The organism is Microbispora sp. H10830 (genome assembly GCF_014161375.1).
GTDB classification, from domain to species: Bacteria; Actinomycetota; Actinomycetes; order Streptosporangiales; family Streptosporangiaceae; genus Microbispora; species Microbispora catharanthi.
Window position 1 is genome coordinate 241,159 of sequence record NZ_JABBWX010000013.1, and the last position, 20,587, is coordinate 261,745.

At 72.1% G+C, this 20,587-nt stretch carries 20 protein-coding genes; 7 read left to right on the forward strand and 13 right to left on the reverse strand.

What is annotated here, in order from left to right; translation table 11 throughout:
* Nucleotides 1-34 precede the first annotated feature (34 nt).
* The 9 genes from HHX35_RS30335 to HHX35_RS30375 form a co-directional block, all read right to left on the reverse strand.
* Nucleotides 35-1,603: a DEAD/DEAH box helicase gene (locus tag HHX35_RS30335; protein ID WP_182902162.1), complete on the reverse strand. Its 1,569-nt coding sequence runs from the start codon at nucleotides 1,601-1,603 to the stop codon at nucleotides 35-37.
* A 433-nt stretch (nucleotides 1,604-2,036) separates the two neighbouring features.
* A complete protein-coding gene (locus tag HHX35_RS30340) occupies nucleotides 2,037-2,426 on the reverse strand; it encodes a metal-sulfur cluster assembly factor (RefSeq protein WP_139573118.1) in 390 nt (129 codons plus the stop codon).
* A gap of 67 nt (nucleotides 2,427-2,493) precedes the next feature.
* Complete coding sequence (sufU, locus tag HHX35_RS30345; RefSeq protein WP_139573119.1) at nucleotides 2,494-2,931, reverse strand: Fe-S cluster assembly sulfur transfer protein SufU; 438 nt, start codon at nucleotides 2,929-2,931, stop codon at nucleotides 2,494-2,496.
* A 3-nt stretch (nucleotides 2,932-2,934) separates the two neighbouring features.
* A complete protein-coding gene (locus HHX35_RS30350; RefSeq protein WP_182902079.1) occupies nucleotides 2,935-4,197 on the reverse strand; it encodes a cysteine desulfurase in 1,263 nt (420 codons plus the stop codon).
* Nucleotides 4,197-4,973, reverse strand: a complete 777-nt coding sequence (gene sufC, locus HHX35_RS30355) for a Fe-S cluster assembly ATPase SufC (RefSeq protein WP_182902080.1) — start codon at nucleotides 4,971-4,973, stop codon at nucleotides 4,197-4,199. The genes HHX35_RS30350 and sufC overlap by 1 nt, the downstream gene beginning before the upstream one ends.
* Nucleotides 4,974-4,979: 6 nt before the next feature.
* Nucleotides 4,980-5,309, reverse strand: a complete 330-nt coding sequence (locus tag HHX35_RS30360; RefSeq protein WP_182902081.1) for a non-heme iron oxygenase ferredoxin subunit — start codon at nucleotides 5,307-5,309, stop codon at nucleotides 4,980-4,982.
* The gene (sufD, locus tag HHX35_RS30365) at nucleotides 5,306-6,430 is read right to left on the reverse strand and encodes a Fe-S cluster assembly protein SufD (protein ID WP_139573123.1); all 1,125 of its coding nucleotides are present in this window, start codon (nucleotides 6,428-6,430) and stop codon (nucleotides 5,306-5,308) included. The genes HHX35_RS30360 and sufD overlap by 4 nt, the downstream gene beginning before the upstream one ends.
* Nucleotides 6,430-7,842, reverse strand: a complete 1,413-nt coding sequence (gene sufB, locus HHX35_RS30370) for a Fe-S cluster assembly protein SufB (protein ID WP_030507291.1) — start codon at nucleotides 7,840-7,842, stop codon at nucleotides 6,430-6,432. Before sufB ends, sufD begins: the two co-directional genes overlap by 1 nt.
* The gene (locus tag HHX35_RS30375; RefSeq protein ID WP_139573246.1) at nucleotides 7,839-8,591 is read right to left on the reverse strand and encodes a metalloregulator ArsR/SmtB family transcription factor; all 753 of its coding nucleotides are present in this window, start codon (nucleotides 8,589-8,591) and stop codon (nucleotides 7,839-7,841) included. The genes sufB and HHX35_RS30375 overlap by 4 nt, the downstream gene beginning before the upstream one ends.
* Before the next feature lie 337 nt (nucleotides 8,592-8,928).
* On the opposite strand from HHX35_RS30375, the gene HHX35_RS30380 reads away from it, so the two are divergent.
* The 3 genes from HHX35_RS30380 (at nucleotide 8,929) to HHX35_RS30390 (ending at nucleotide 11,661) form a co-directional block, all read left to right on the forward strand.
* On the forward strand, nucleotides 8,929-9,885 hold the full coding sequence (locus HHX35_RS30380; protein WP_182902082.1) for an ABC transporter ATP-binding protein: 957 nt from the start codon (nucleotides 8,929-8,931) through the stop codon (nucleotides 9,883-9,885).
* 56 nt (nucleotides 9,886-9,941) lie between these two features.
* Entirely contained in the window at nucleotides 9,942-10,658 is a 717-nt protein-coding gene (locus tag HHX35_RS30385; protein ID WP_182902163.1) for an ABC transporter permease, read from the forward strand.
* Between the two features lie 91 nt (nucleotides 10,659-10,749).
* Nucleotides 10,750-11,661, forward strand: coding sequence for a DMT family transporter (locus HHX35_RS30390; protein WP_182902083.1), 912 nt, complete (start codon nucleotides 10,750-10,752; stop codon nucleotides 11,659-11,661).
* 23 nt (nucleotides 11,662-11,684) lie between these two features.
* On the opposite strand, the gene HHX35_RS30395 is transcribed toward HHX35_RS30390, so the two are convergent.
* Together HHX35_RS30395 and HHX35_RS30400 are read right to left on the reverse strand one after the other, a co-directional pair.
* Nucleotides 11,685-12,632, reverse strand: a complete 948-nt coding sequence (locus HHX35_RS30395; RefSeq protein WP_182902084.1) for a GNAT family N-acetyltransferase — start codon at nucleotides 12,630-12,632, stop codon at nucleotides 11,685-11,687.
* Between the two features lie 71 nt (nucleotides 12,633-12,703).
* Nucleotides 12,704-13,429: a GntR family transcriptional regulator gene (locus tag HHX35_RS30400; protein ID WP_182902085.1), complete on the reverse strand. Its 726-nt coding sequence runs from the start codon at nucleotides 13,427-13,429 to the stop codon at nucleotides 12,704-12,706.
* Between the two features lie 163 nt (nucleotides 13,430-13,592).
* On the opposite strand from HHX35_RS30400, the gene HHX35_RS30405 reads away from it, so the two are divergent.
* Both HHX35_RS30405 and HHX35_RS30410 read left to right on the forward strand, forming a co-directional pair.
* The gene (locus tag HHX35_RS30405; RefSeq protein ID WP_182902086.1) at nucleotides 13,593-14,600 is read left to right on the forward strand and encodes a heme A synthase; all 1,008 of its coding nucleotides are present in this window, start codon (nucleotides 13,593-13,595) and stop codon (nucleotides 14,598-14,600) included.
* A gap of 6 nt (nucleotides 14,601-14,606) precedes the next feature.
* Nucleotides 14,607-15,347, forward strand: a complete 741-nt coding sequence (locus HHX35_RS30410) for an ElyC/SanA/YdcF family protein (RefSeq protein ID WP_310739403.1) — start codon at nucleotides 14,607-14,609, stop codon at nucleotides 15,345-15,347.
* Nucleotides 15,348-15,714: 367 nt separating this feature from the next.
* Here HHX35_RS30410 and HHX35_RS30415 read toward each other — a convergent pair whose 3' ends face one another.
* Nucleotides 15,715-16,794, reverse strand: a complete 1,080-nt coding sequence (locus tag HHX35_RS30415) for a lytic polysaccharide monooxygenase (RefSeq protein ID WP_182902087.1) — start codon at nucleotides 16,792-16,794, stop codon at nucleotides 15,715-15,717.
* 201 nt (nucleotides 16,795-16,995) lie between these two features.
* Nucleotides 16,996-18,387: a PrsW family intramembrane metalloprotease gene (locus HHX35_RS30420; RefSeq protein ID WP_182902088.1), complete on the reverse strand. Its 1,392-nt coding sequence runs from the start codon at nucleotides 18,385-18,387 to the stop codon at nucleotides 16,996-16,998.
* 140 nt (nucleotides 18,388-18,527) lie between these two features.
* On the opposite strand from HHX35_RS30420, the gene HHX35_RS30425 reads away from it, so the two are divergent.
* Both HHX35_RS30425 and HHX35_RS30430 read left to right on the forward strand, forming a co-directional pair.
* Nucleotides 18,528-20,081: a N,N-dimethylformamidase beta subunit family domain-containing protein gene (locus HHX35_RS30425; protein ID WP_182902089.1), complete on the forward strand. Its 1,554-nt coding sequence runs from the start codon at nucleotides 18,528-18,530 to the stop codon at nucleotides 20,079-20,081.
* Between the two features lie 106 nt (nucleotides 20,082-20,187).
* Nucleotides 20,188-20,586, forward strand: coding sequence for a nuclear transport factor 2 family protein (locus HHX35_RS30430; RefSeq protein ID WP_182902090.1), 399 nt, complete (start codon nucleotides 20,188-20,190; stop codon nucleotides 20,584-20,586).
* Nucleotide 20,587: the final 1 nt, after the last annotated feature.

Sequence of the window (20,587 nt, forward strand, 5' to 3'; positions counted from 1 at the left end):
GAGGTGGTGCTCAAGGCAGCGCGGTGAGGAGGACTCAGCGGCCGGTGAAGCGGCTTCCGCGGCCGCGGCGTCCGCCCTGGCCGCCGTACCCGCCCTGACCGCCCTGGCCGCTGTATCCGGCCTGGCTCCCGTACCCGGCCTGACCGTGCCCGGCCTGGCCGCCGTGTCCGCCCGTGCGGCCACGGCGGTGGCCGCCGCCGGTCTCGGCGCGGCCGTCGGCCCGGCCGTCGCCGGTCCAGGGACCGCGAGGCCGCTCGCCCTGCTCGGACCGCCTGCGCCGGCCGTCGCCGTCACCCGGACGGTCGGCGCCGCGATGACGGTCTCCGCCGTGCCGTCGGCGGCCGGGCGCCCGGTCGTCCCGCGCGGGCCGCAGCGGCCTGCGCACGTCGGGCTCCCACACGGGAACGGCCGCGCCGTTCGGCCGCCGGGCCCCGGCGATCTCGGCCAGGATCGGATCGCCCGGCGCCACCCGGTGACGGGACGGGGCCACCCCCGCCTTGCGGGTCATCGACTCGGTGGCGCGGCGCTCGCTCGGCAGGACCAGCGTCAGCACCACGCCGCGCTCGCCCGCACGGGCCGTACGGCCGCCCCGGTGCAGGTAGCTCTTGTGGTCGGCCGGCGGGTCCACGTGCAGCACGAGGCTCACGTCGTCCACGTGGATGCCGCGGGCGGCGACGTCGGTGCAGACGAGCACCCCGATGGTGCCCTCGCGGAACCCGTCGAGGATGCGGGTGCGCTGGTTCTGCCGCTTGCCGCCGTGCAGACCGCCCGCGCGGACCCCCGACCGGGCGAGTTGCTTCACGACGCGGTCGACGCCGTGCTGGGTGCGGACGAACAGGATCGTACGGCCGTCCCGGTTGGCGATCTCCGCCGTCACGTCCGCCTTGTCGTCGCGGTGCACCTGGAGCAGGTGGTGCTCCATCGTCTCCACCGAGGAGGTGGCCGGGTCCAGGGAGTGGATCACCGGGTCGGTCAGGAAGCGCTTGACCAGCGTGTCCACGTCACCGTCGAGCGTCGCGGAGAACAGCAGGCGCTGCCCGTCGGCGGGCGTGCGCGCGAGCAGCGCGCTGACCACGGGCAGGAACCCGAGGTCGCACATGTGGTCGGCCTCGTCGAGGACGGTGACCTGGACGTCGTCCAGCGCGCACTCGCCCTGCTCGATGAGGTCGGTGAGGCGGCCGGGCGTGGCGACGACGACGTCGACCCCCCGGCGCAGGTCTTCGATCTGGCGGCCCATGGACATGCCGCCGACGACCGTGCGGGTGCGCAGCGACAGCCCGCGGCCGAGCGGTTCGAGGGCGTCGGCCACCTGCAGGGCCAGTTCGCGGGTGGGCACCAGGACGAGGGCCCGGGGTCGGCCGGGGCGCGCCTTCTCCCCCGCGATCCTGGTCAGCGTGGGCAGGCCGAAGGCGAGCGTCTTGCCGGAGCCGGTCTGGCCCCGGCCGAGGACGTCGTACCCGGCGAGGATGTCGGGGATGGCCGCCCGCTGGATCGGGAACGGCGCGGTGATGCCCTGCCGGGCCAGCCCCGCCACGAGCGGCTTGGGCAGACCCAGCAGTGCGAACTCGGCGCGGGTCTCGGTGCCCTCACCGAGGTCAAGCATGGTCACGAAATCGTGCCTTTCGTAGAAAGAACGTGCCGGAACACGTGGGCGCGTCACTTCTGCGAAAGGACGAGCCTGTACAGGTACGGCAGGCGAGCCGTACCGATCGGGGCGCCGCGGGCCGGAGAATGAAGCGGCCTGCGCCCGGGTGATGCCGTGAGCGCGTCCCGCAGAAGTGGAGACCGCCGGGTGGCGGCATCCCACGGACGCCCGTAACTCACGTCGCACAAAGCAAAGCAAAGAACAACTGTACGGCATTCCCGCGCCGCGACGGCGATTTGCCGGGCGGACGGCGGCGGGAGCGCCGTGTCGTGAGCACCCGCGTCGCGAGCACCGCGTCGTGAACGCTCCGGGAAACGATCGCCGGAACGCGTGTGTCCGGGGCGCGAGGCCCCGGACACACGGGTGGCAGAACCGGCCCCGGTCCGGCCGGTCAGACGTTGAAACCGAGCATGCGAAGCTGGTCGCGGCCCTCGTCGGTGATCTTGTCGGGACCCCACGGCGGCAGCCAGACCCAGTTGATGACCACATTGGAGACCAGGTCGGCGAGCGCCGAGTTGGCCTGGTCCTCGATCACGTCGGTCAGCGGGCAGGCGGCGCTGGTCAGCGTCATGTCGATGGTGGCGATCGGGCGCTCGCCCTCGCCGGCCGGATCGAGGTTGACGCCGTAAACGAGGCCGAGGTCCACCACGTTGATCCCCAGCTCGGGGTCGACGACGTCCTTCAGCGCCTCGAGCACGTCGTCAAGGGAGCTCTCCCCGTCGTAGGTCCCGGTCGCCGCCTCGGTCGCGGTTCCCGTCGGGGTCTCGGTCGGCTTGCTCACGTCGTCTCCTCACCTCGCGGCGCCCGCGGGACGGCGCCGTACTTCCCAACGCGGCCGGGGCGGCCGGTCATCCCTGGCTCCTCATCAGCGCGTCCTTGTAGGCCATCCAGGCCAGCAGCGCGCACTTGACGCGGGCGGGGAACTTCGCCACACCGGCGAACGCCACCGCGTCGCCCAGCACGTCCTCGTCGGGCTCCACCTGGCCCCTGCCCTGCATGAGCCGGGTGAACTCCTCCACCACCGACAGCGACTCCTCCACCGTGGAGCCGGTGGCGAGCTCGTGCAGCACCGAGGCGGCGGCCTGGCTGATGGAGCAGCCCTGGCCGTCGTAGGACACGTCGAGCACCTTGCCGCCGTCGGCCACCTTCACCCGCAGCGTCACCTCGTCGCCGCAGGTGGGGTTGACGTGGTGCACCTCCGCGTCGTACGGATCACGCAGGCCCCGGCCCTGGGGATGCTTGTAATGCTCCAGGATCAGCTCCTGGTACATGGATTCACCGATCATGGCTCAGCCGAACACCTTCTGCACGTGGTGGAGGCCGCGGACCAGTGCGTCGATCTCGGCCGTCGTGTTGTACAGGTAGAAAGACGCCCGCGTGGTCGCCGGAATTCCGAACCTGAGGTGGAGCGGCCGGGCGCAGTGATGACCTACCCGCACCGCGATCCCGTACACGTCGTCGAGGATCTGCCCCACGTCGTGCGGGTGGATCCCCTCCAGCGTGAACGAGATCGTGCCGCCGCGGGCGATGGGCGTGCGCGGGCCGATGATCCTGAGCCCGGGGACCTCCGGCAGCGCCTCCAGCGCGTACGCGACCAGTTCCTTCTCGTGCGCCTTGATCTGGTCCATGCCGACGGCGGTCAGGTAGTCGGCCGCCGCGCCGAGGCCGATCGCCTCGACGATGGGCGGCGTTCCCGCCTCGAACTTGTGCGGCACCGGCGCGTACGTCGAGCGGTCCATCCAGACCGCCTCGATCATCTCGCCGCCGCCGAGGAACGGCGGCATGGCGTCGAGCAGCTCGCGGCGGCCCCACAGGACGCCGATGCCGGACGGCCCGACCATCTTGTGGCCGGTGAACGCGACGAAGTCGACGCCCAGCTCGGTCACGTCCACGGGCTGGTGGGGCACCGACTGCGACGCGTCGAGCATCAGCAGCGCGCCGACCTCGCGCACGCGGGCCAGGATCGGCGAGACCGAGTTGACCGTGCCGAGCACGTTCGACTGGTGCGCGATCGACACGATCTTCGTGCGCTCGTTGACCAGCTCCTCCAGGCCCCCGATGTCGAGGCGGCCCTCGTCGGTCACGGGGAACCAGCGCAACGTCGCGCCGGTCCGCTGCGCGAGCAGCTGCCACGGCACGATGTTGGAGTGGTGCTCCATCTCCGAGATGACGATCTCGTCGCCGGGGCCGATCCGGAACCGCTCGTCCTCGCCGACGGGGTTGCCGAAGGCGTACGCCACGAGGTTGAGGGCCTCGGAGGCGTTCTTGGTGAAGACGACCTCGTCACGCGACGGGGCCTTCACGAACGCGGCGATCTTGTCGCGCGCCGCCTCGTACGCCTCGGTCGACTCGCTGCCCAGCACGTGCAGCGCCCGGCCGACGTTGCCGTAGTGCCAGGTCAGGTGATCGCGCATGGTCTCGATCACCTGGGTCGGCTTCTGGGAGGAGTTGCCGGAGTCGAGGTAGACCAGCGACCTGCCTCCGGGGAGTTCGCGGCCGAGGACCGGGAAGTCCTTCCTGATCCTCTCCACGTCGAAGCCGGGCGCACTCATCAGGCGGACGCCGCCTTCGCCGAGTCAGCCTTTCGCGCGTCCCGCACGTATGCCTCGTAGCCCTCGGCCTCCAGCTTGTCGGCCAGCTCGGGGCCGCCCTCCTCGACCACGCGCCCGCCGGCGAAGACGTGGACGAAGTCCGGCTTCACGTAGCGCAGGATGCGGGTGTAGTGGGTGATCAGCAGCACGCCGGTGTCGCCGGAGGCGCGGAACCGGTTGATGCCCTCGGACACGACGCGCAGGGCGTCGACGTCGAGGCCGGAGTCGGTCTCGTCCAGCACCGCGATCTTGGGCTTGAGCAGCTCCAGCTGGAGGATCTCGTGGCGCTTCTTCTCGCCACCGGAGAAGCCCTCGTTGGTGTTGCGCTGGGCGAAGGCCGGGTCGATGGACAGCGCGTCCATGCCCCCCTTCAGCTCCTTGGCGAACTCGCGCAGCTTGGGCGCCTCGCCGCGGACCGCGGTGATCGCCGAGCGCAGGAAGTTCGACACGCTGACGCCGGGCACCTCGACCGGGTACTGCATGGCGAGGAACAGGCCGGCGCGGGCGCGCTCGTCCACCGACATCTCCAGCAGGTCCTCGCCGTCGAGCAGCACGGTGCCGGAGGTGACGGTGTACTTGGGGTGCCCCGCGACGGCGTACGCCAGCGTGGACTTGCCCGAGCCGTTGGGGCCCATGATGGCGTGCGTCTCGCCGCTGCGGACCGTCAGGTCGACGCCGCGCAGGATCTCCTTGTCGCCCACGGCGACGTGCAGGTCACGAATCTCAAGGGTGGACACTTGTATTTACTCCTTCGAGAGCGAGACGTACACGTCGTCGCCTTCGATCTTGACTCGGTAGACGTTGACGGGCCTGGTCGCGGGCGGCCCGGTGGGCTTGCCGCTGCGCAGGTCGAAGCAGGAGCCGTGCAGCCAGCACTCCAGCGTGTGGTCGTAGACCTCGCCCTCGCTGAGGCGGACCTCGGCGTGGGAGCACACGTCGTGCAGGGCGAAGACCTCGCCGCCGGTCCGCACCACCGCGACGGGCGTCTCCCCGACCTCCAGGCCGATGACGCCGCCGTCGGGGATGTCGCCGACCTGGCAGACCTTCTCCCAGTGGGCGGTCTCGGCGCTCATCGAGCCAGCTCCGCCTCGACCGCGGACAGGACGCGCTCGCGGATCTCCGGCACCTCGATCTTCTCCAGCAGCTGGGCGAAGAAGCCGTGGATGACCAGGCGGCGGGCCTCGTCGAACGGGATGCCGCGGGCCTGCAGGTAGAAGATGTGCTCGTCGTCGAGGCGGCCGGAGGCGGACGCGTGGCCCGCTCCCGCGACCTCGCCGGTGAGGATCTCCAGGTTCGGCACCGAGTCGGCGCGGGCGCCGTCGGTGAGGATGAGATTGCGGTTCAGCTCGTAGGTGTCGGTGCCCTCGGCCTCAGCCCGGATGATCACGTCGCCGATCCAGACCGCGTGGGCGCCGTCGCCCTGCAGCGCGCCCTTGTAGGTCACGTTGCTGCGGCAGTTGGGCACGCTGTGGTCCACCAGCAGGCGGTGCTCCAGGTGCTGGCCCTCGTCCACGAAGTACAGGCCGGTCAGGTCGGCGTCGCCGCCCGGAGCGGTGTACGACACCGAGGGCGACAGCCGTACGAGGTCGCCGCCGAGGGTGACCACGAACGAGCGGAACGTCGCGTCCTTGCCGAGCCGCGCGTGGTGGTGGGAGACGTGCACGGCGTCGTCGTCCCAGTCCTGCAGGCTGACGACCTTGAGCGTCCCTCCCTCGGCCACGTCGAACTCGACGTTGTCGGCGTAGACGGCGCTGCCGCGGTGGTCCAGGACCAGCACGGCCTCGGCCATCGGCTCCACCGACACGAGGATGTGCCCGTAGGCGGCGGCGCCCGCCCCGGACCCCCGCAGCGTGATCACGGTGGGCCGGGAGGCGGCCGTCATCTTCGGCACCGTGACGACGGTGGCCTTCTCGAACGACGAGTAGGCCTGCGCGCTCACCCGGTCGGCCGGCGTGTAGGCCTTGCCGAGCCGGGCGTCGTCACGGCCGACGGTCTCGACGCGCACCTCGGGCGCCGCCTCGACGTCCACCACGACGCCGCCGGTGACGGCGGCCGTGCCGTTGTGCAGCCCCTTCAGCCGCGACAGCGGCGTGAAGCGCCACTCCTCCTCGCGGCCCGTCGGCACCGGGAAGTCGGCCACGTCGTACGACGACTTCTCGTGCAGCGTCGACAGCGGCTTGGTCTCCAGGCCCATCAGCCGACCGCTCCTTCCATCTGCAGCTCGATCAGGCGGTTGAGCTCCAGGGCGTACTCCATGGGCAGCTCGCGGGCGATCGGCTCGACGAAGCCGCGCACGATCATGGCCATCGCCTCGTCCTCGCCGAGGCCGCGGCTCATCAGGTAGAAGAGCTGGTCCTCCGACACCTTGGAGACCGTGGCCTCGTGGCCCATCGACACGTCGTCCTCGCGGACGTCCACGTAGGGGTAGGTGTCGGAGCGGCTGATCTGGTCGACCAGCAGCGCGTCGCACTTGACGGTCGAGGCCGAGCCGGCCGCGCCCTCCTCGATCTGCACCAGGCCCCGGTAGGACGTGCGGCCGCCGCCGCGCGCCACGGACTTGGAGATGATCGTCGAGGACGTCTTGGGCGCGAGGTGCACCATCTTGGCGCCCGCGTCCTGGTGCTGGCCCTCGCCGGCGAAGGCGACCGACAGCGTCTCGCCCTTGGCGTGCTCGCCCATCAGGTAGACGGCCGGGTACTTCATCGTGACCTTGGAGCCGATGTTGCCGTCGATCCACTCCATGGTCGCGCCCTCGTACGCCACCGCGCGCTTGGTGACCAGGTTGTAGACGTTGTTCGACCAGTTCTGGATCGTCGTGTAGCGGCAGCGGGCGCCCTTCTTCACGACGATCTCGACGACCGCCGAGTGGAGCGAGTCGGACGAGTAGATCGGCGCGGTGCAGCCCTCGACGTAGTGGACGTAGGAGTTCTCGTCCACGACGATCAGGGTCCGCTCGAACTGGCCCATGTTCTCGGTGTTGATCCGGAAGTAGGCCTGCAGCGGGATCTCGACGTTCACGTTCGGCGGCACGTAGATGAACGAGCCGCCCGACCACACGGCGGTGTTCAGCGCGGCGAACTTGTTGTCGCCCACCGGGATCACCGTGCCGAAGTACTCCTTGAAGAGCTCCTCGTGCTCACGCAGGCCGGTGTCGGTGTCGACGAAGATGACGCCCTTCTCCTCGAGGTCCTCACGGATCTTGTGGTAAACGACCTCGGACTCGTACTGGGCGGCGACGCCGGCGATGAGGCGCTGCTTCTCCGCCTCCGGGATGCCGAGCTTGTCGTAGGTGTTCTTGATGTCGGGGGGCAGCTCGTCCCAGGACGCGGCCTGCTTCTCCGTCGAGCGGACGAAGTACTTGATGTTGTCGAAGTCGATGCCCGTGAGGTCGGAGCCCCAGGTCGGCAGCGGCTTCTTCCCGAACAGCCGAAGGCCCTTGAGGCGCAGGTCGAGCATCCACTCCGGCTCGTTCTTGAGCGCGGAGATGTTGCGGACGACCTCTTCGGACAGCCCACGCCGGGCGGTGGCCCCGGCCACGTCCGTGTCGGCCCAGCCGAACTTGTAATTCCCGAGGCCTTCCAGCTCCGGGCGGTCGGTGACAGTCACCTTCCGGACTCCTTGCTCGTCGATGTGCTCGATAGATGTGCGGCCGATAGATCGGCGATCGATGAATCGGCGGTCGATAGATCGGGACGCGCGTGCCGTGCGGCGAGCGCGTGTGAACTCACGTGGGTGGTGCAGACCCCGTCGCCGTTGGCGATCGTGGCGAGCCGCTGCACCGGCGTGCCCAGCAGCCGGGCGAAGGCCTCGGTCTCCGCCTCGCACAGCTGCGGGAACTGCGCCGCGACGTGCGCGACCGGGCAGTGATGCTGGCACAGCTGCTCGCCGCCCTTGCCCGTCGCGGACGCCGACGCCGCGTAGCCCTCGGTGGACAGCGCCTCGGCCAGCACGCGGACCCGCTGGTCGGCGGGGACCTCGCGCATCAGCGCCTCGAGCCGGCCGACCAGCCCGGACACCTGCGCCCGCGCGAACTCCGACACCGCCTCGCCGCCCAGGCGCTCGGCCAGGAAGCGCAACGCGCTGCCGGCGAGGTCGTCGTAGGCGTGGACGAAGGCGCTGCGCCCCGCGTCGGTGATCGCGAACATCTTCGCCGGCCTGCCGCGCCCCCGCTGGGCGCGCGGGCGGGCCGTACGCGGCTCTATCATGCCCTCGGCCAGCAGCGCGTCGAGATGGCGGCGCACCGCGGCCGGGGTCAGCCCGAGCCGCTCACCGAGCGCCGCCGCGGTCACCGGGCCGTGCTCCAGGATGAGACGCGCCACCCTGGCCCGGGTGCCGCGCTCGGCACTGATGTCCATGTGCACAGGGGATGCCGGAACGGGCCGCGTCACCACGGCCTTCTCGGCGTTCTGCTTCCCCTGCACGTTTTTCACAACATCAGTGTGCCGTAATTCCTTCCCCGGCGACAAACCCAAGGCGGGGTCGGCGGAGATGCAATTTCTCACGCAGGTAAGCCTTACCTAACCTGCGACGATGGGACTTTTCCGCATCCTTTACCTCCCTGGGCTGGAATGGCGGCACTCGCCGACGAGAGCGCGGCTCCCGCTCCCTAGACTCGATGCCGTCGACGACTGACAGGGCGGCCCGCATCCGGCCCGCTCCGGCGGTCGGTCCTGTGAGGGGAGGCCGGTGGGAGTGCCGGGGGTTGACAGCACGTTCGAGAGCACGCTCGGCAGCGCGGGCGACGGCGCGCCGGCGGTCGAGATCGACGGGCTGGTCAAGCGCTACGGAAGCACCACGGCCGTCGACGGGCTGACCCTCACCTGCGCGCGGGGCGCGGTCACGGCGATCCTCGGGCCGAACGGCGCGGGCAAGACCTCCACGATCGAGATCTGTGAGGGCTTCCGGCGGCCGGACGGCGGCACCGTGCGCGTGCTCGGCCTGGACCCGGCCGACCCCGCCCTCAGGCCGCGCCTGGGGATCATGCCGCAGACGGGAGGCGTGCCTCCCGCCGCCCGCGCAGGCGAGTGGCTGCGGACGGTCTCCCGGTTCTACGCCCACCCGCTCGACCCCGACGCCCTGCTCGGCGTGCTCGGCCTGACCGGCCACACGCGCACGCCGTACCGGCGGCTGTCGGGCGGCCAGCAGCAGCGTCTGTCGCTCGCGGCGGCGGTGATCGGGCGGCCTGAACTGGTCTTCCTGGACGAGCCGACCGCCGGGCTCGACCCGCAGGCACGGCACGCCTGCTGGGACCTGGTCGCCGCGCTGCGCGCCGCCGGGGTGTCGGTGGTGCTGACGACCCACCAGATGGACGAGGCCGAGAAGCTCTCCGACCACGTGGTGGTCATCGACCACGGCCGGGTGGTGGCCGAGGGCACGCCCGCGTCGCTGACCGGCGCCGAGCGCCAGCTCAGGTTCCGCGCGCGCCCGGGACTCGACCTGGAGGAACTGCTGGCCGCGCTGCCGCCGGGCAGCGCCGCCAAGGAGTCGCCCTCGGGGCACTACATCATCGAGGGGCAGGTCGGCCCGCAGCTGCTCGCCACCGTCACCGCCTGGTGCGCCACCGAGGGCGTCACCACCGAGGACCTGCGCATCGAGCGGCGCACACTGGAGGACGTCTTCCTCGAACTGACCGGCAGGGAGCTGCGGTGAGCACGATCGCCACGCTGAACCTCACGCCGCGGCCGGGAGCCGCGCCGCTGCACCGGATGGTCCTCGCCCAGGCGGGCGCGGAGATCCGGGCCATGCTGCGCAACGGCGAGCAGCTCCTGCTCACGATGATCATCCCGATCCTGCTGCTTGTCGGCTTCTCCACCGCTCCGCTGGTGGACTTCGGCGGCGGCGCGCGTGTCGACTTCGTCGCCCCCGGCATCCTCGCGCTCGCGGTCATGTCGACCGCGTTCACCGGGCAGGCGATCGCGACCGGCTTCGAGCGCAGGTACGGCGTGCTCAAGCGCCTGGGCGCGACCCCGCTCTCACGGACCGGGCTGCTGCTGGCCAAGACCGTCGCGGTCGTCGCCGTGGAGGCGCTGCAGGTCGTGGTGATCGTCGCGGTGGCGCTCGCGCTCGGCTGGTCGCCGCACGGCGACCCGCTGTGGGCCGTGCCGCTCCTGTTGCTGGGCACGGCGGCCTTCAGCGGCCTCGGCCTGCTCATGGCCGGCACACTGCGGGCGGAGGCCACGCTGGCCGGGGCCAACCTCGTCTACCTGGTGCTGCTCGGGCTCGGCGGCGTGCTGTTCCCGCTGGACCGGTTCCCGGCCGGGGTGCAGCACGTGCTCGGATTGCTGCCGATCAGCGCGCTCACCTCCGGCCTGCGGACCGTCCTGAGCGACGGCGGCGGCTTCCCCGGCGGCGCGCTGCTCGTGCTGCTGTGCTGGACGGTGGCCGCGCTCGCCCTGGCCGCCCGCACGTTCCGCTGGGAGTGACGACGCCGGGGGCCCTACCTGCGGTCTGACGGCCGGCGCATATGATTGCGGGGTTTGTCCGTGATCAATGCGATTTTGTGGGGTCGCCGGCATGACCGCTGAATCCCTTCCGGGAGCCGAGCCGTATCGCATGAGGCCGTCGCCGGGCAGGGCCCTGCGGGCCGCCTCGGACGCGATACCGCCGTCGGGGCTGGTGCTGCTGGGCATCCTGTCGGTCCAGGTGGGCGCCGGACTGGCCAAGAACCTGTTCACGCAGCTGCCCCCTTCGGCCGTGGTCTTCCTGCGCATCGCCACCAGCGCCGTCATGCTGCTGGCGGTCGTCCGGCCCAGGGTGCGCGGGCTGTCGCGGCGCGACCTCGCCGTCGGCGTCGCGTTCGGGCTCAGCCTCGGCCTGATGAACCTGTCGTTCTACGAGGCCCTCGCCCGGCTGCCGATCGGGATCACGGTGGCCATCGAGTTCATCGGGCCGCTCACCCTGGCCGTGGTGTCCTCCCGCCGCCGGCTCGACCTGCTGTGGGTGGCGCTGGCCGCCGCGGGCGTGATCCTGCTCGCCCCCTGGGGAGGGGCGGGCACCGCGAGCTGGGTCGGCATCGGGTGCGCGGCGCTGGCGGGGACGTGCTGGGCCGCCTACATCGTCTTCTCCGCGGCCACCGGCGCCCGCTTCCCCGGAGCGAGCGGGCTGTCGTTCGCCATGATCGTGTCCACGATCGTCGTCGCGCCCATCGGGGTCACCGCGGGCGGGAGCGACCTGCTGCGGCCCGAGATCCTGCTGATCGGTGCCGGCGTCGGCCTGCTGTCCTCGGTCATCCCCTACTCGCTGGAACTGGAGGCCCTGCGCCGGATGCCCAAGCGGGTCTTCGGCATCCTGATGAGCCTGGAGCCCGCCGCCGCCGCGCTCGTCGGCCTGTTCGTCCTGCACGAGGTGCTCCAGGTCCGCGAGTGGGCGGCGATCGGCTGCGTGGTCGTCGCCTCCATCGGCGCCACCCGCGCCGGCGACGGCTGAGCCGTACGGGTCAGGCCGGTGGACTACAGCCGGAGGACGGCGTCGGTCCAGGTGGACACGGGCCGGAACCCGAGCGCCCGGTTGACCGCGAGGATCGCGGCGTTCGACGCGTCGTTCGCGGTGGTCACCAGGGCGACGTCGGGCCGGTCCGCGGCCAGCAGCCGCAACGACTCCCGCTTGATCCAGGTGGCCAGGCCCCTCCCCCGGTGCGCGGCGACGACCGCCGTGTCGTCGACGCCCGCGACGGCTCCGGTGTCGGGCGACACGCGCAGCTCGGTATAGCCCGCGACCTCTCCCGCGCCGTCCAGGGCGACCGTGACGCGCTGCCGGCGGCCCCGCAGCACCAGCGCCTCCTCGAAGTCGCGCACCGTCTCGACGGTCCACCGGGGCTCGTCGGCCCCCTCCGTGTGCGGTGCGTCCGAGATCGCGTTGCGGGCCCGGGCGTACGATTCGACGAGGTCGTCCGGGGCCCGGGTGATCCACGAGCACAACCGGTATCCGGGCACCGGACGCGCGTCGCCCTCCGGCGGAAGGGTCAGCACGGAGACGATCTGGCTGTTTCCCGGCGTCGCGCCCACGGCGGCGGCGAAGGCGGCGCCGCTCGGGCCCGCGTGGCGGCCCACCAGACGGGCGCACCCGAGCGTCCGCGCGTACACGGCGACGGTCTCCAGCAACGCCCGGCCGAGACCGCGCCGTCGGCGGGACGGCGCCACACAGACCTCCACCGAGGCGCCCGCGGCCCCGCGGATCCACGACAGCCCGGCGTACCCGCCCTCGACGGCTCCCCCCTCGACAACCCAATGCAGGCGGGTCACGAGCGCCGGCGGGTGCAGCACGACGCCCCGCCACACCTGCTCGGTCGCGAACGGCTCCTCCGGCGCGTCGAGGCGGTGGCACTCCGCGCGCAGGCGGTAGATCTCCGGCAGCAGATCGCGGTCGGCGGCGAGGTCGACCGGGCTCGGCGTCTCCACGCGGTGATCCTAGGAACCGCGCACCCGCCGGCGCCTCCGGTTTTCCGGAGGCCACGCCGGCCGCGTTTCGCCTACCCGTGCGGCCCGGCCTCCGGCTGCGCCGGGTCGGCCGACCAGATCGCGCGCACATGCTGGAGATGGTGGTTCATCAGGCGCTCCGCCGCCTGGACGTCGCCGCGTACGAGGGCGTCGAGAAGGTCGAGGTGCTCACGCGCCGAGGCCGCCATCATCCGCGCGTCGGGCAGCCCGCGCAGCCCGTAGAGCCGGGCCCGGGCGCGCAGGTCCCTGACCGTCTCGACCAGCCGGGCGTTGCCCGACAGGGCCAGCAGCGCGAGGTGGAACCGCTGGTCGGCGGCCACGTAGGCGAGCAGGTCGCCCCTCCCGGCGGCCGAGACGATCTCCTCGGCGAGCGGGCGCAGGGCCTCGGCCTCCGCGCTCCGGGACTCTCCGGCGAGCCGGGCCACCGTGGGCACCTCGATCAGCCGCCTGATCTCGATGATCTCGTCGAGGTCGCGCTCGGACACCTCCGCGACCCGGAATCCCTTGTTGCGCAGGGCCTCGAACAGGCCCTCCTTGGCGAGGTCGAGCATCGCCTCCCGCACGGGTGTGGCCGAGACCCCGAACCTGACCGCCAGCGCGGGGGCCGAATAGACGACGCCGGGCCGCATCTCCCCGGCCACCAGCGCGTCGCGCAGCGCCTGCGCCACCTGCTCGCGCAGGTTCTGCCGCGCTCCGGCGCCCGGCGCGCGAAGGCCGTCACGCTCGCGGCCCGCCGGTCCGTCCCACGCCCCGCCCATCGACCGGCCACCGCCCTCCTCGGTCCCGTACGGCCGATCGTACCGGCCCCCGCCAGGGAAACGATCAGCGCGTACCCGGGCGGACCCGAAGGAGCGGGGGCGGCGCTGAACTCGCCGGACGGCGCGCGGCCCGGAGAAGGGACCACCCACACGGCCGCCTACGATGAATTCCGTGAATCCCACGACTGACCGGATCCGCGGCACGCTGCTCGCCTTCTATCGCTCGTTCATGTTCCCGACGAACGAGTCGATGCGGCGGTGGGCCCTGGCGGCGATCGTGGTCAACGTCGGCATCACCGTCACCGGCGCCGCCGTCCGCGTCACCGGCTCCGGCCTCGGCTGCCCGACGTGGCCGCGCTGCACGCCGGACAGCTTCGTGCCGGCGAGGATCGACACCCACGCGCCCCTCAACATGGCGATCGAGTTCGGCAACCGGCTGCTGGCGTTCCTCGTGCTCGCGGTCGCGGTCCCCTGCGTGATCGCCGCGTGGCGGCTGTCGCGGGGCGAGCGCGGCCGCCCGGTTCTGCTACGGCTCGCGCTGCTGCAGCCGGCCGGCGTCCTCGTCCAGGCCCTGTGGGGCGGCGTCGTGGTCCACACGATGCTCAACCCGGTGACCGTCAGCGTCCACTTCCTGCTGTCCATCGGCATGATCGCCGCCGCCGTCGTGCTGTTCGCCCGGGCGGACGAGGGCGACGCCCCTCCCGAGCGGGTGGTCCACAGGGACATCCGCACGCTCGGATACGTGCTGACCGCGGCCGCCCTCGCGCTGCTGCTGGCCGGGATGGTGGTGACCGGCACCGGGCCGCACTCGGGAGACGAGGCGGCCTCCCGCTTCGGCTTCGACATCCAGAGCGTGGTGCGGCTGCACACCGACATCGCCTACGTCGTCGTCGGGCTGACGTTCGCCCTGCTGTTCGCCCTGCACGTCACCGACTCCCCCGGCCGCGTCCGGCGCGCCGCGCTCGTGCTGCTCGGGGTGGAGCTGTCCCAGGGCGTGGTCGGGTACGTGCAGTACTTCCTCGCCGTCCCCGCGGCGCTGGTGCTCCTGCACGTGCTGGGAGCGACGCTCGTGTGGGTCTGCGCGCTGCGCGTCGTCTTCCTGATGCGGACCCGGGGCCCCGCGCCCGCCCCCGCTCCCGAGCAGCCGGAGCTCCACCACGCGGGCGTGTGACCCGAGGTGGCCGGCTTACCGGGCTCCTCGTCCCGCAAGGGCGTCCTGTCCCAGGTCATCCGCCCCTGGACCTGGTCGCGTACGGCCCTGCGCCGGGGTTTCCAGGGGCTGGTCGCCCTGAGCGTGCTACCGCTGGCGCCGATGACCTGGGCCTGGCTGACGAGCGCCGCCTACCGGGTGACGGCGGAGCCGGGCACGCGCTGGACCGCCGAGGTGCCCGCGATGCCGGCCGCGCTCGTGCTGGGCGCGGGCGTCTGGAACGGGCAGCCCAGTGCGATGCTGGGCGCCCGGCTCGACATCGCCGCCGAGCTGTACCGCACGGGCAGGGTGCGGGCCCTGCTGCTGTCCGGCGACAACAGCCGCAGGGACTACGACGAGCCTTCGATCATGCGTGACTACCTGATCGCGCACGGCGTCCCGGCCGGAAGGATCGTGCTCGACTACGCCGGGTTCGACACGTGGGACTCCTGCGTACGGGCCAAGGAGATCTTCGGCGCGTCCCGTCTCGTCGTCGTCACCCAGGTGTTCCACCTCCCCCGGGCCGTCGCGCTGTGCCGCGCGGCCGGGCTGGACGCGTTCGGCGTCGGCGACGACTCCAGCCGCGACTGGCCGATGGAGACGGTGGTCTACGCCGTCAGGGAGTTCCCCGCCTCCGCCAAGGGCCTGCTGGACAGCATGGTCCTGCACTCCTCGCCGCGCTTCCTCGGCCGTCGCGAGACCGCGCTCGACCGCGCGCTGGCCGGCTGAATCGCGCCTCGCCGGACGACCTCCACGAGCGGCACGGCGGGCGGCACGACGGGCGGCACGACCGGCGGCGCGACGAAACTTTCATCGGGCGGCCCGCCCTGAGCTGGGCGGACAGGACCCCCGGAGGCCCGTCCACTGGCCGGTGACGGCGCGGCACGTTAGGGTCCGGGCCACGTGGGAGCGCTCCCACCATCCCCAGAGGGAGGTGAGGCCACACCCACAGTGGCTATCGCACCGCGGGTACGAGGCGGATCCTCCTCCGCCCACCCATCGCGCAACGCCCGGGGGGCCGCCGTGACGGCATCCCCGGGCGTCTCCCGCGGACTCACCCGGCGCCGGGCCGTTGCCCGGCGAGATCAGGCCCCGCTCAGCCGCAGCTGATGTCGCTGATCGACGGCGTGGCCGACCCGCTGCCGAGGAACCCGGCCGTGGCCGAGGCCCCCGGGGCCAGCGAGGAGTTCCACTCCGGGGCGTGGATCATCGCGAACGGCCCGCTCTGCATGGACGTCCCGTTCCACGCCTGCGTGATCGTCGCGCCGTTCGACATCTGCCACTGGACGTACCAGCCGTTGAGCGGGCCCGTGCCGGTGTTCTTGATCGTGACCTCGCCCTGGAAGCCGCCCTGCCAGGTGTTGGTCAGCTTCACCGTGGCCGTGCACGCCGGGTTCCCGGACGTCGGGGAGGGCGAGGGGCTCGGCGACGGGCTCCTGGTGGGCGAGGCGCTCGGCGAAGGGCTGGGCGAGACGCCGTCGTTGAGGAAGTTCACGTCCGAGCAGCCGTAGAAGGTCTCCTGGCTGTCGGACCGGTACCAGACGGCGTAGATGATGTGCCGGCCGCTCTTGTCGGGCAGCTTGCCGGAGAAGCGGTAGGCGCCGTTGGTGACCGCGGGCTCGGGGTCGACCGTGAGGAACGGCTGCTCCTCCATGTCGGCCCACGTCAGCGGCTTGGTCGGGTCCCATCCGTCTTTGGTGACATAGAGCTTGAAGCCGCCGGGGTGCGGCACCCACGCGCCGTAGACGAAGTCATAGGTGCTGTTCGCCTTCAGCGTGGTGGTCGGCCAGTCGGTCCTGGGCGCGTCGTAGGCGGCGTACTTGCTGAAACCGCCGCTGCACAGCTGGCCGTCGGGGATGAAGCCCCGGGTTCGGCCGCCTCCGTCGGAGCGGAGCACGCCATACCAGTCGTAGAGAGGCTGGGTGCCGCCGGCCGCCACGGCGTCCTTGCAGGCGGGGTTGTTCGGGATGATCTGGCCGCCGGTGAGACCGTCGGTGTAGCACGCGTACGTGCGGCTCGCGGGCGCCTGCAGCGCGCCGTGCGCCTCGGCCGCGGTCTGCGTCAGGACCGCGACGAGACCGGCGAGCACGGCCGCCACCGCGGCGAGTACGGCGAGCTTTCGCCCCGATCTCAGGGGCAGCGATCTCCAACGCGGGGATTGCGCTGTGGTGCTCATGGTGGGGGGTTCTCCTCATGGTGGGCGGGCACGCCTTCGGGGAAGGTCGCGCCGTCTTGGGCTGTCGTACGAGAAGAACGCGTGCGGCATCGCCGCACGCCCTCCTGGAGCCCACCCATCAAGTGGCCACCGCGCACAGTGATTGAAACACGCACCGGCCGTCCGGGCCAAGCGGCACCGCGATCGTGCCGCGGCGCGGAATCAGCGCCGCGGGTCGCCGGGCCCGGCACCGGGCCCAGGACCGCCCTGTGGCGGGCCCTGTGGCGGGCCCGGCGGCTGTCCGGGACCGCCCAGCGGGTGCCCGTATCCGGGCGGCGGCCCGCCCGGCGGCGGACCGTAGCCCGGCCCGCCCGGTTGCTGTCCATACCAGGGCGGCACCGCGGGGCCACCGCCTGGCCACCGGCCCGGGGGCGGGGCGCCCGGCGCGTACCCCGGCGGAGGCACCCCCCGCGCGGCGTTCGCCTGGTGGCGTTCCGGCAGCGGGAACGACAGCCTGGCGTAGGCCATGAGGTCCGCGAGCGACCGCTGCTGGACGCGGAAGGTCTCCTCGTCCACCCCGCCCCGGGCCGCTCGGGCGTGCAGCAGCCCGAGCTCGGTGGAGGCGACCTGGTAGTCGATCATCGCCCGTGCCCCGGCCCTGCCGCCGTGGGCCTTGGCCCACGCCCTGGCCTGCCGCCGGCGGCGCAGGGACGACAGCATGAAGATGTCGGCCTGGTTGATCAGCCCGTTGCGCTCGTACGGCGGCAGGTAGTGCTGGATCAGGCCGACGATCCGCCGTCTGTCCCGGAAGATCACGATGAGCTCGACGATGAGCAGGATCATCAGCAGCAGGTAGGCGATGGCGAGCCCGCCGAGGCCGCCGAAGGAGGCGAAGCCGTTCCAGAGGCCGTGCAGCAGCATGGCGCCGATCCACCCGATGACGATGACGACGACCCCCACCGCGCCGCCGCGCTGGGCGGCGTACGCGACAGCGATGCCGATCAGGGAGGTGAACAGCGGATGGGCGAACGGCGACAGCACGGCCCGCAGCACGAGCGTGGCGGCCAGCCCCTGCGCGCCGTTCTCCTCGAGGGCGGCGAGGTAGTAGCTGACGTTCTCCGACATGGCGAAGCCGAGCCCGACCATGCTGGCGTAGATGATCCCGTCGGTGGGCCCGTCCAGCTCCTGCCGCCGGAACCACAGCAGCCCGAGCAGGACCAGCCCCTTGGCCGTCTCCTCCACGGGCGGGGCGCCGAACGTGGCGACGAGGTTGCGCGCGCTGGTCGTGTCCCCGAGCTGATGGGCCACGTAGACGAGGTTGAGCGAGTTGAGCACGCCGGCGAGCAGGACGGCGATGCCGGCGCCCCAGGCGAACGCGAAGATCAGGTTGCTGCGCGGTTCCGGTTCCATCCGGTCGAGGGCGAGCACTCCCGCGAGCAGCAGCGGCACGGGGGCCACGGCGAGCCCGAGCGCGATGAAGAACTGGACCGGCTCGCCGTTGATGATGTCGAAGGAGAACGACACCAGGGCGCAGATTCCGGCGACGACCAGACCCACGATGAGGCCGATGGACGGACGCTCCCTGAGAACGGCGCGGGGGTCGAGGCCTGCCACTGTGCGACTGTAACCGACCACGCCCGCCGCGGTCCTCCTCCGGCCTCAAAAGATCCCCATGCATTCCGTGCCGAGGCAAGTATCTCGCAGGCGTGCCGGCCGTCCCCGGCACGTCCCCGTTGCGGGCACAATGGGCGATCATGGATGTCGCACCACGTGACGGGCTCGGACGACGCGGTTTCCTCCGTGTCGCGTGCGCCGCCGCCGTCGGCTCGGTCGCCGCCGCATGCGCGCCCGGGTCCCGGGAAGGCTCCACTCCCGCCTCCCCGTCGCCCTCCTCCGCCTCCACGTCGCCGGGCAGGAGGCCGGTGGCGGAACGGCTGCTGCCCGGCGACCCTGACTGGCGGGTGCGCAGGCGGGGACCCGACGAGGCGATCGAGGGCTACGGCGACCGCGCGAGCGTGCTGCCCGGGGAGTCGTTCGGGCTGCACGTCTCCACCGCCGACGACCGCTACCGGGTGACGGCCTACCGGATGGGCTGGTACGGCGGGACGCTCGCCCGCCGGGTGTGGCGTTCGGGGTGGATGAGGGGACGCGACCAGGGCCGCGGACGGCTCGTCGGCGACACCCGCACCGTACGCGCCGGGTGGCGGCGCTCCCTGACCGTGTCCACGGAAGGCTGGCCGGAGGGGGCCTACCTGCTGCGCCTGGACACCGAGCGCGGCCACCAGCGGTACGTGCCGCTGGTCGTGCGCTCGGCCTCCGGAGCCGGCCGCACGGTCCTGGTCCACGCCACCCCCACCTGGCAGGCGTACAACCGGTGGGGCGGCTACAGCCTCTACTACGGCGAGGACGGCCGCTACGAGAGCCGCTCGCTCGCGGTCAGCTTCGACCGGCCCTACGACAGCACCGGCATGGAGAAGTTCCTCATCCACGAGCGGCCGGTGGTGGCGCTCGCCGAACGGCTCGGCCTGCCCCTGGCGTACACGACGGGCGGCGACCTGGAGGCCGGCGACGACGTGCTCACCGGCGCCTCCTCGGTGATCTTCCTCGGGCACGACGAGTACTGGACGCCCGGGGTGCGCCGCACGGTGACCGAGGCCCGCGACGCCGGGGCCAACCTGGCCTTCCTGGGCGCCAACACCTGCTACCGCCGCGTCCGGATGGAGGAGGACGGCAAGCTGGTGGTCTGCTACAAGACCGCGGTGGACCGCGACCCGCTGCTCCGCACGCGCCCGTCGCTGGCGACGACCGACTTCCGGGCGGCGCCGAAGGCCGATCCCGAGTCGTCGCTCATCGGGGTCTACTACGACGGCTATCCCGTGGACGCGCCGTTCGTGGTGCACGAGCCCCGTCACTGGATCTTCGCGGGCACCGGCGTGCGCCGTGGCGACGCGTTCCCGCACCTCGTGGGCGTGGAGTACGACCGGGTGAACACCGACGTGCCGACGCCCAGGCCGCTGCAGATCCTCGCCCACTCGCCGGTGACCTGCGTGGGGCGGCCCAGCTTCGCCGACGCGGCCTACTACACGGTCCCGAGCGGGGCCGGGGTGTTCGCGTCGGGGACCATGCGGTGGGCCGAGACGCTCATGGCACGCACCCGCGACCTGCCGCGGGCCCACGGGATCGACGCGCGTACACGGGCCTTCGTCACCACCGCGACGACCAACCTGCTGAAGGGCTTCGCCGAAGGCCCCGCCGCCGAGCGCCTTCCCACGCCCGAGGACAACGTCCGCCGCACCTACCGCGCCTGACGTCAAGAACCCGGCCTGACCGTGCGTCCCGGTCTTGTTGACGAGTAGATCAACCGGTCGATATAAATTCATAGACCGAACGTTCTATCCATACCAAGGAGCCGAAGTGCCGCAACGGACCACAGCCGAGGTCATCGACCGTTTCAACCACGCGTTCGTCCACCATGCCCCCGAGGTCCTCGACGACCTGATCGCCGAGGACTGCGTGATGGAGGCGATCCAGCCGGCCCCTGACGGGGAGCGCGTCGAGGGACGCCAGGAGTGCCTGGCGTTCTGGCGGGCGCTCGCCGACGACCGCACCACCCAGTTCGGGCCCGAGGACGTCTGGGTCGACGGCGATCGCGCGACGATTCTGTGGCGCTACCGCTTCGGCGACGGCCCCGAGGACTCGGTGCGCGGAGTCAACCTCATGCGGGTCCGGGACGGGAGAATCGTCGAGGCCCTCGGCTACAGCAAGACCGGCGCCTCCGTCCCGCTCGCCACCGACTCCGAGGCCCGGGCCTGAC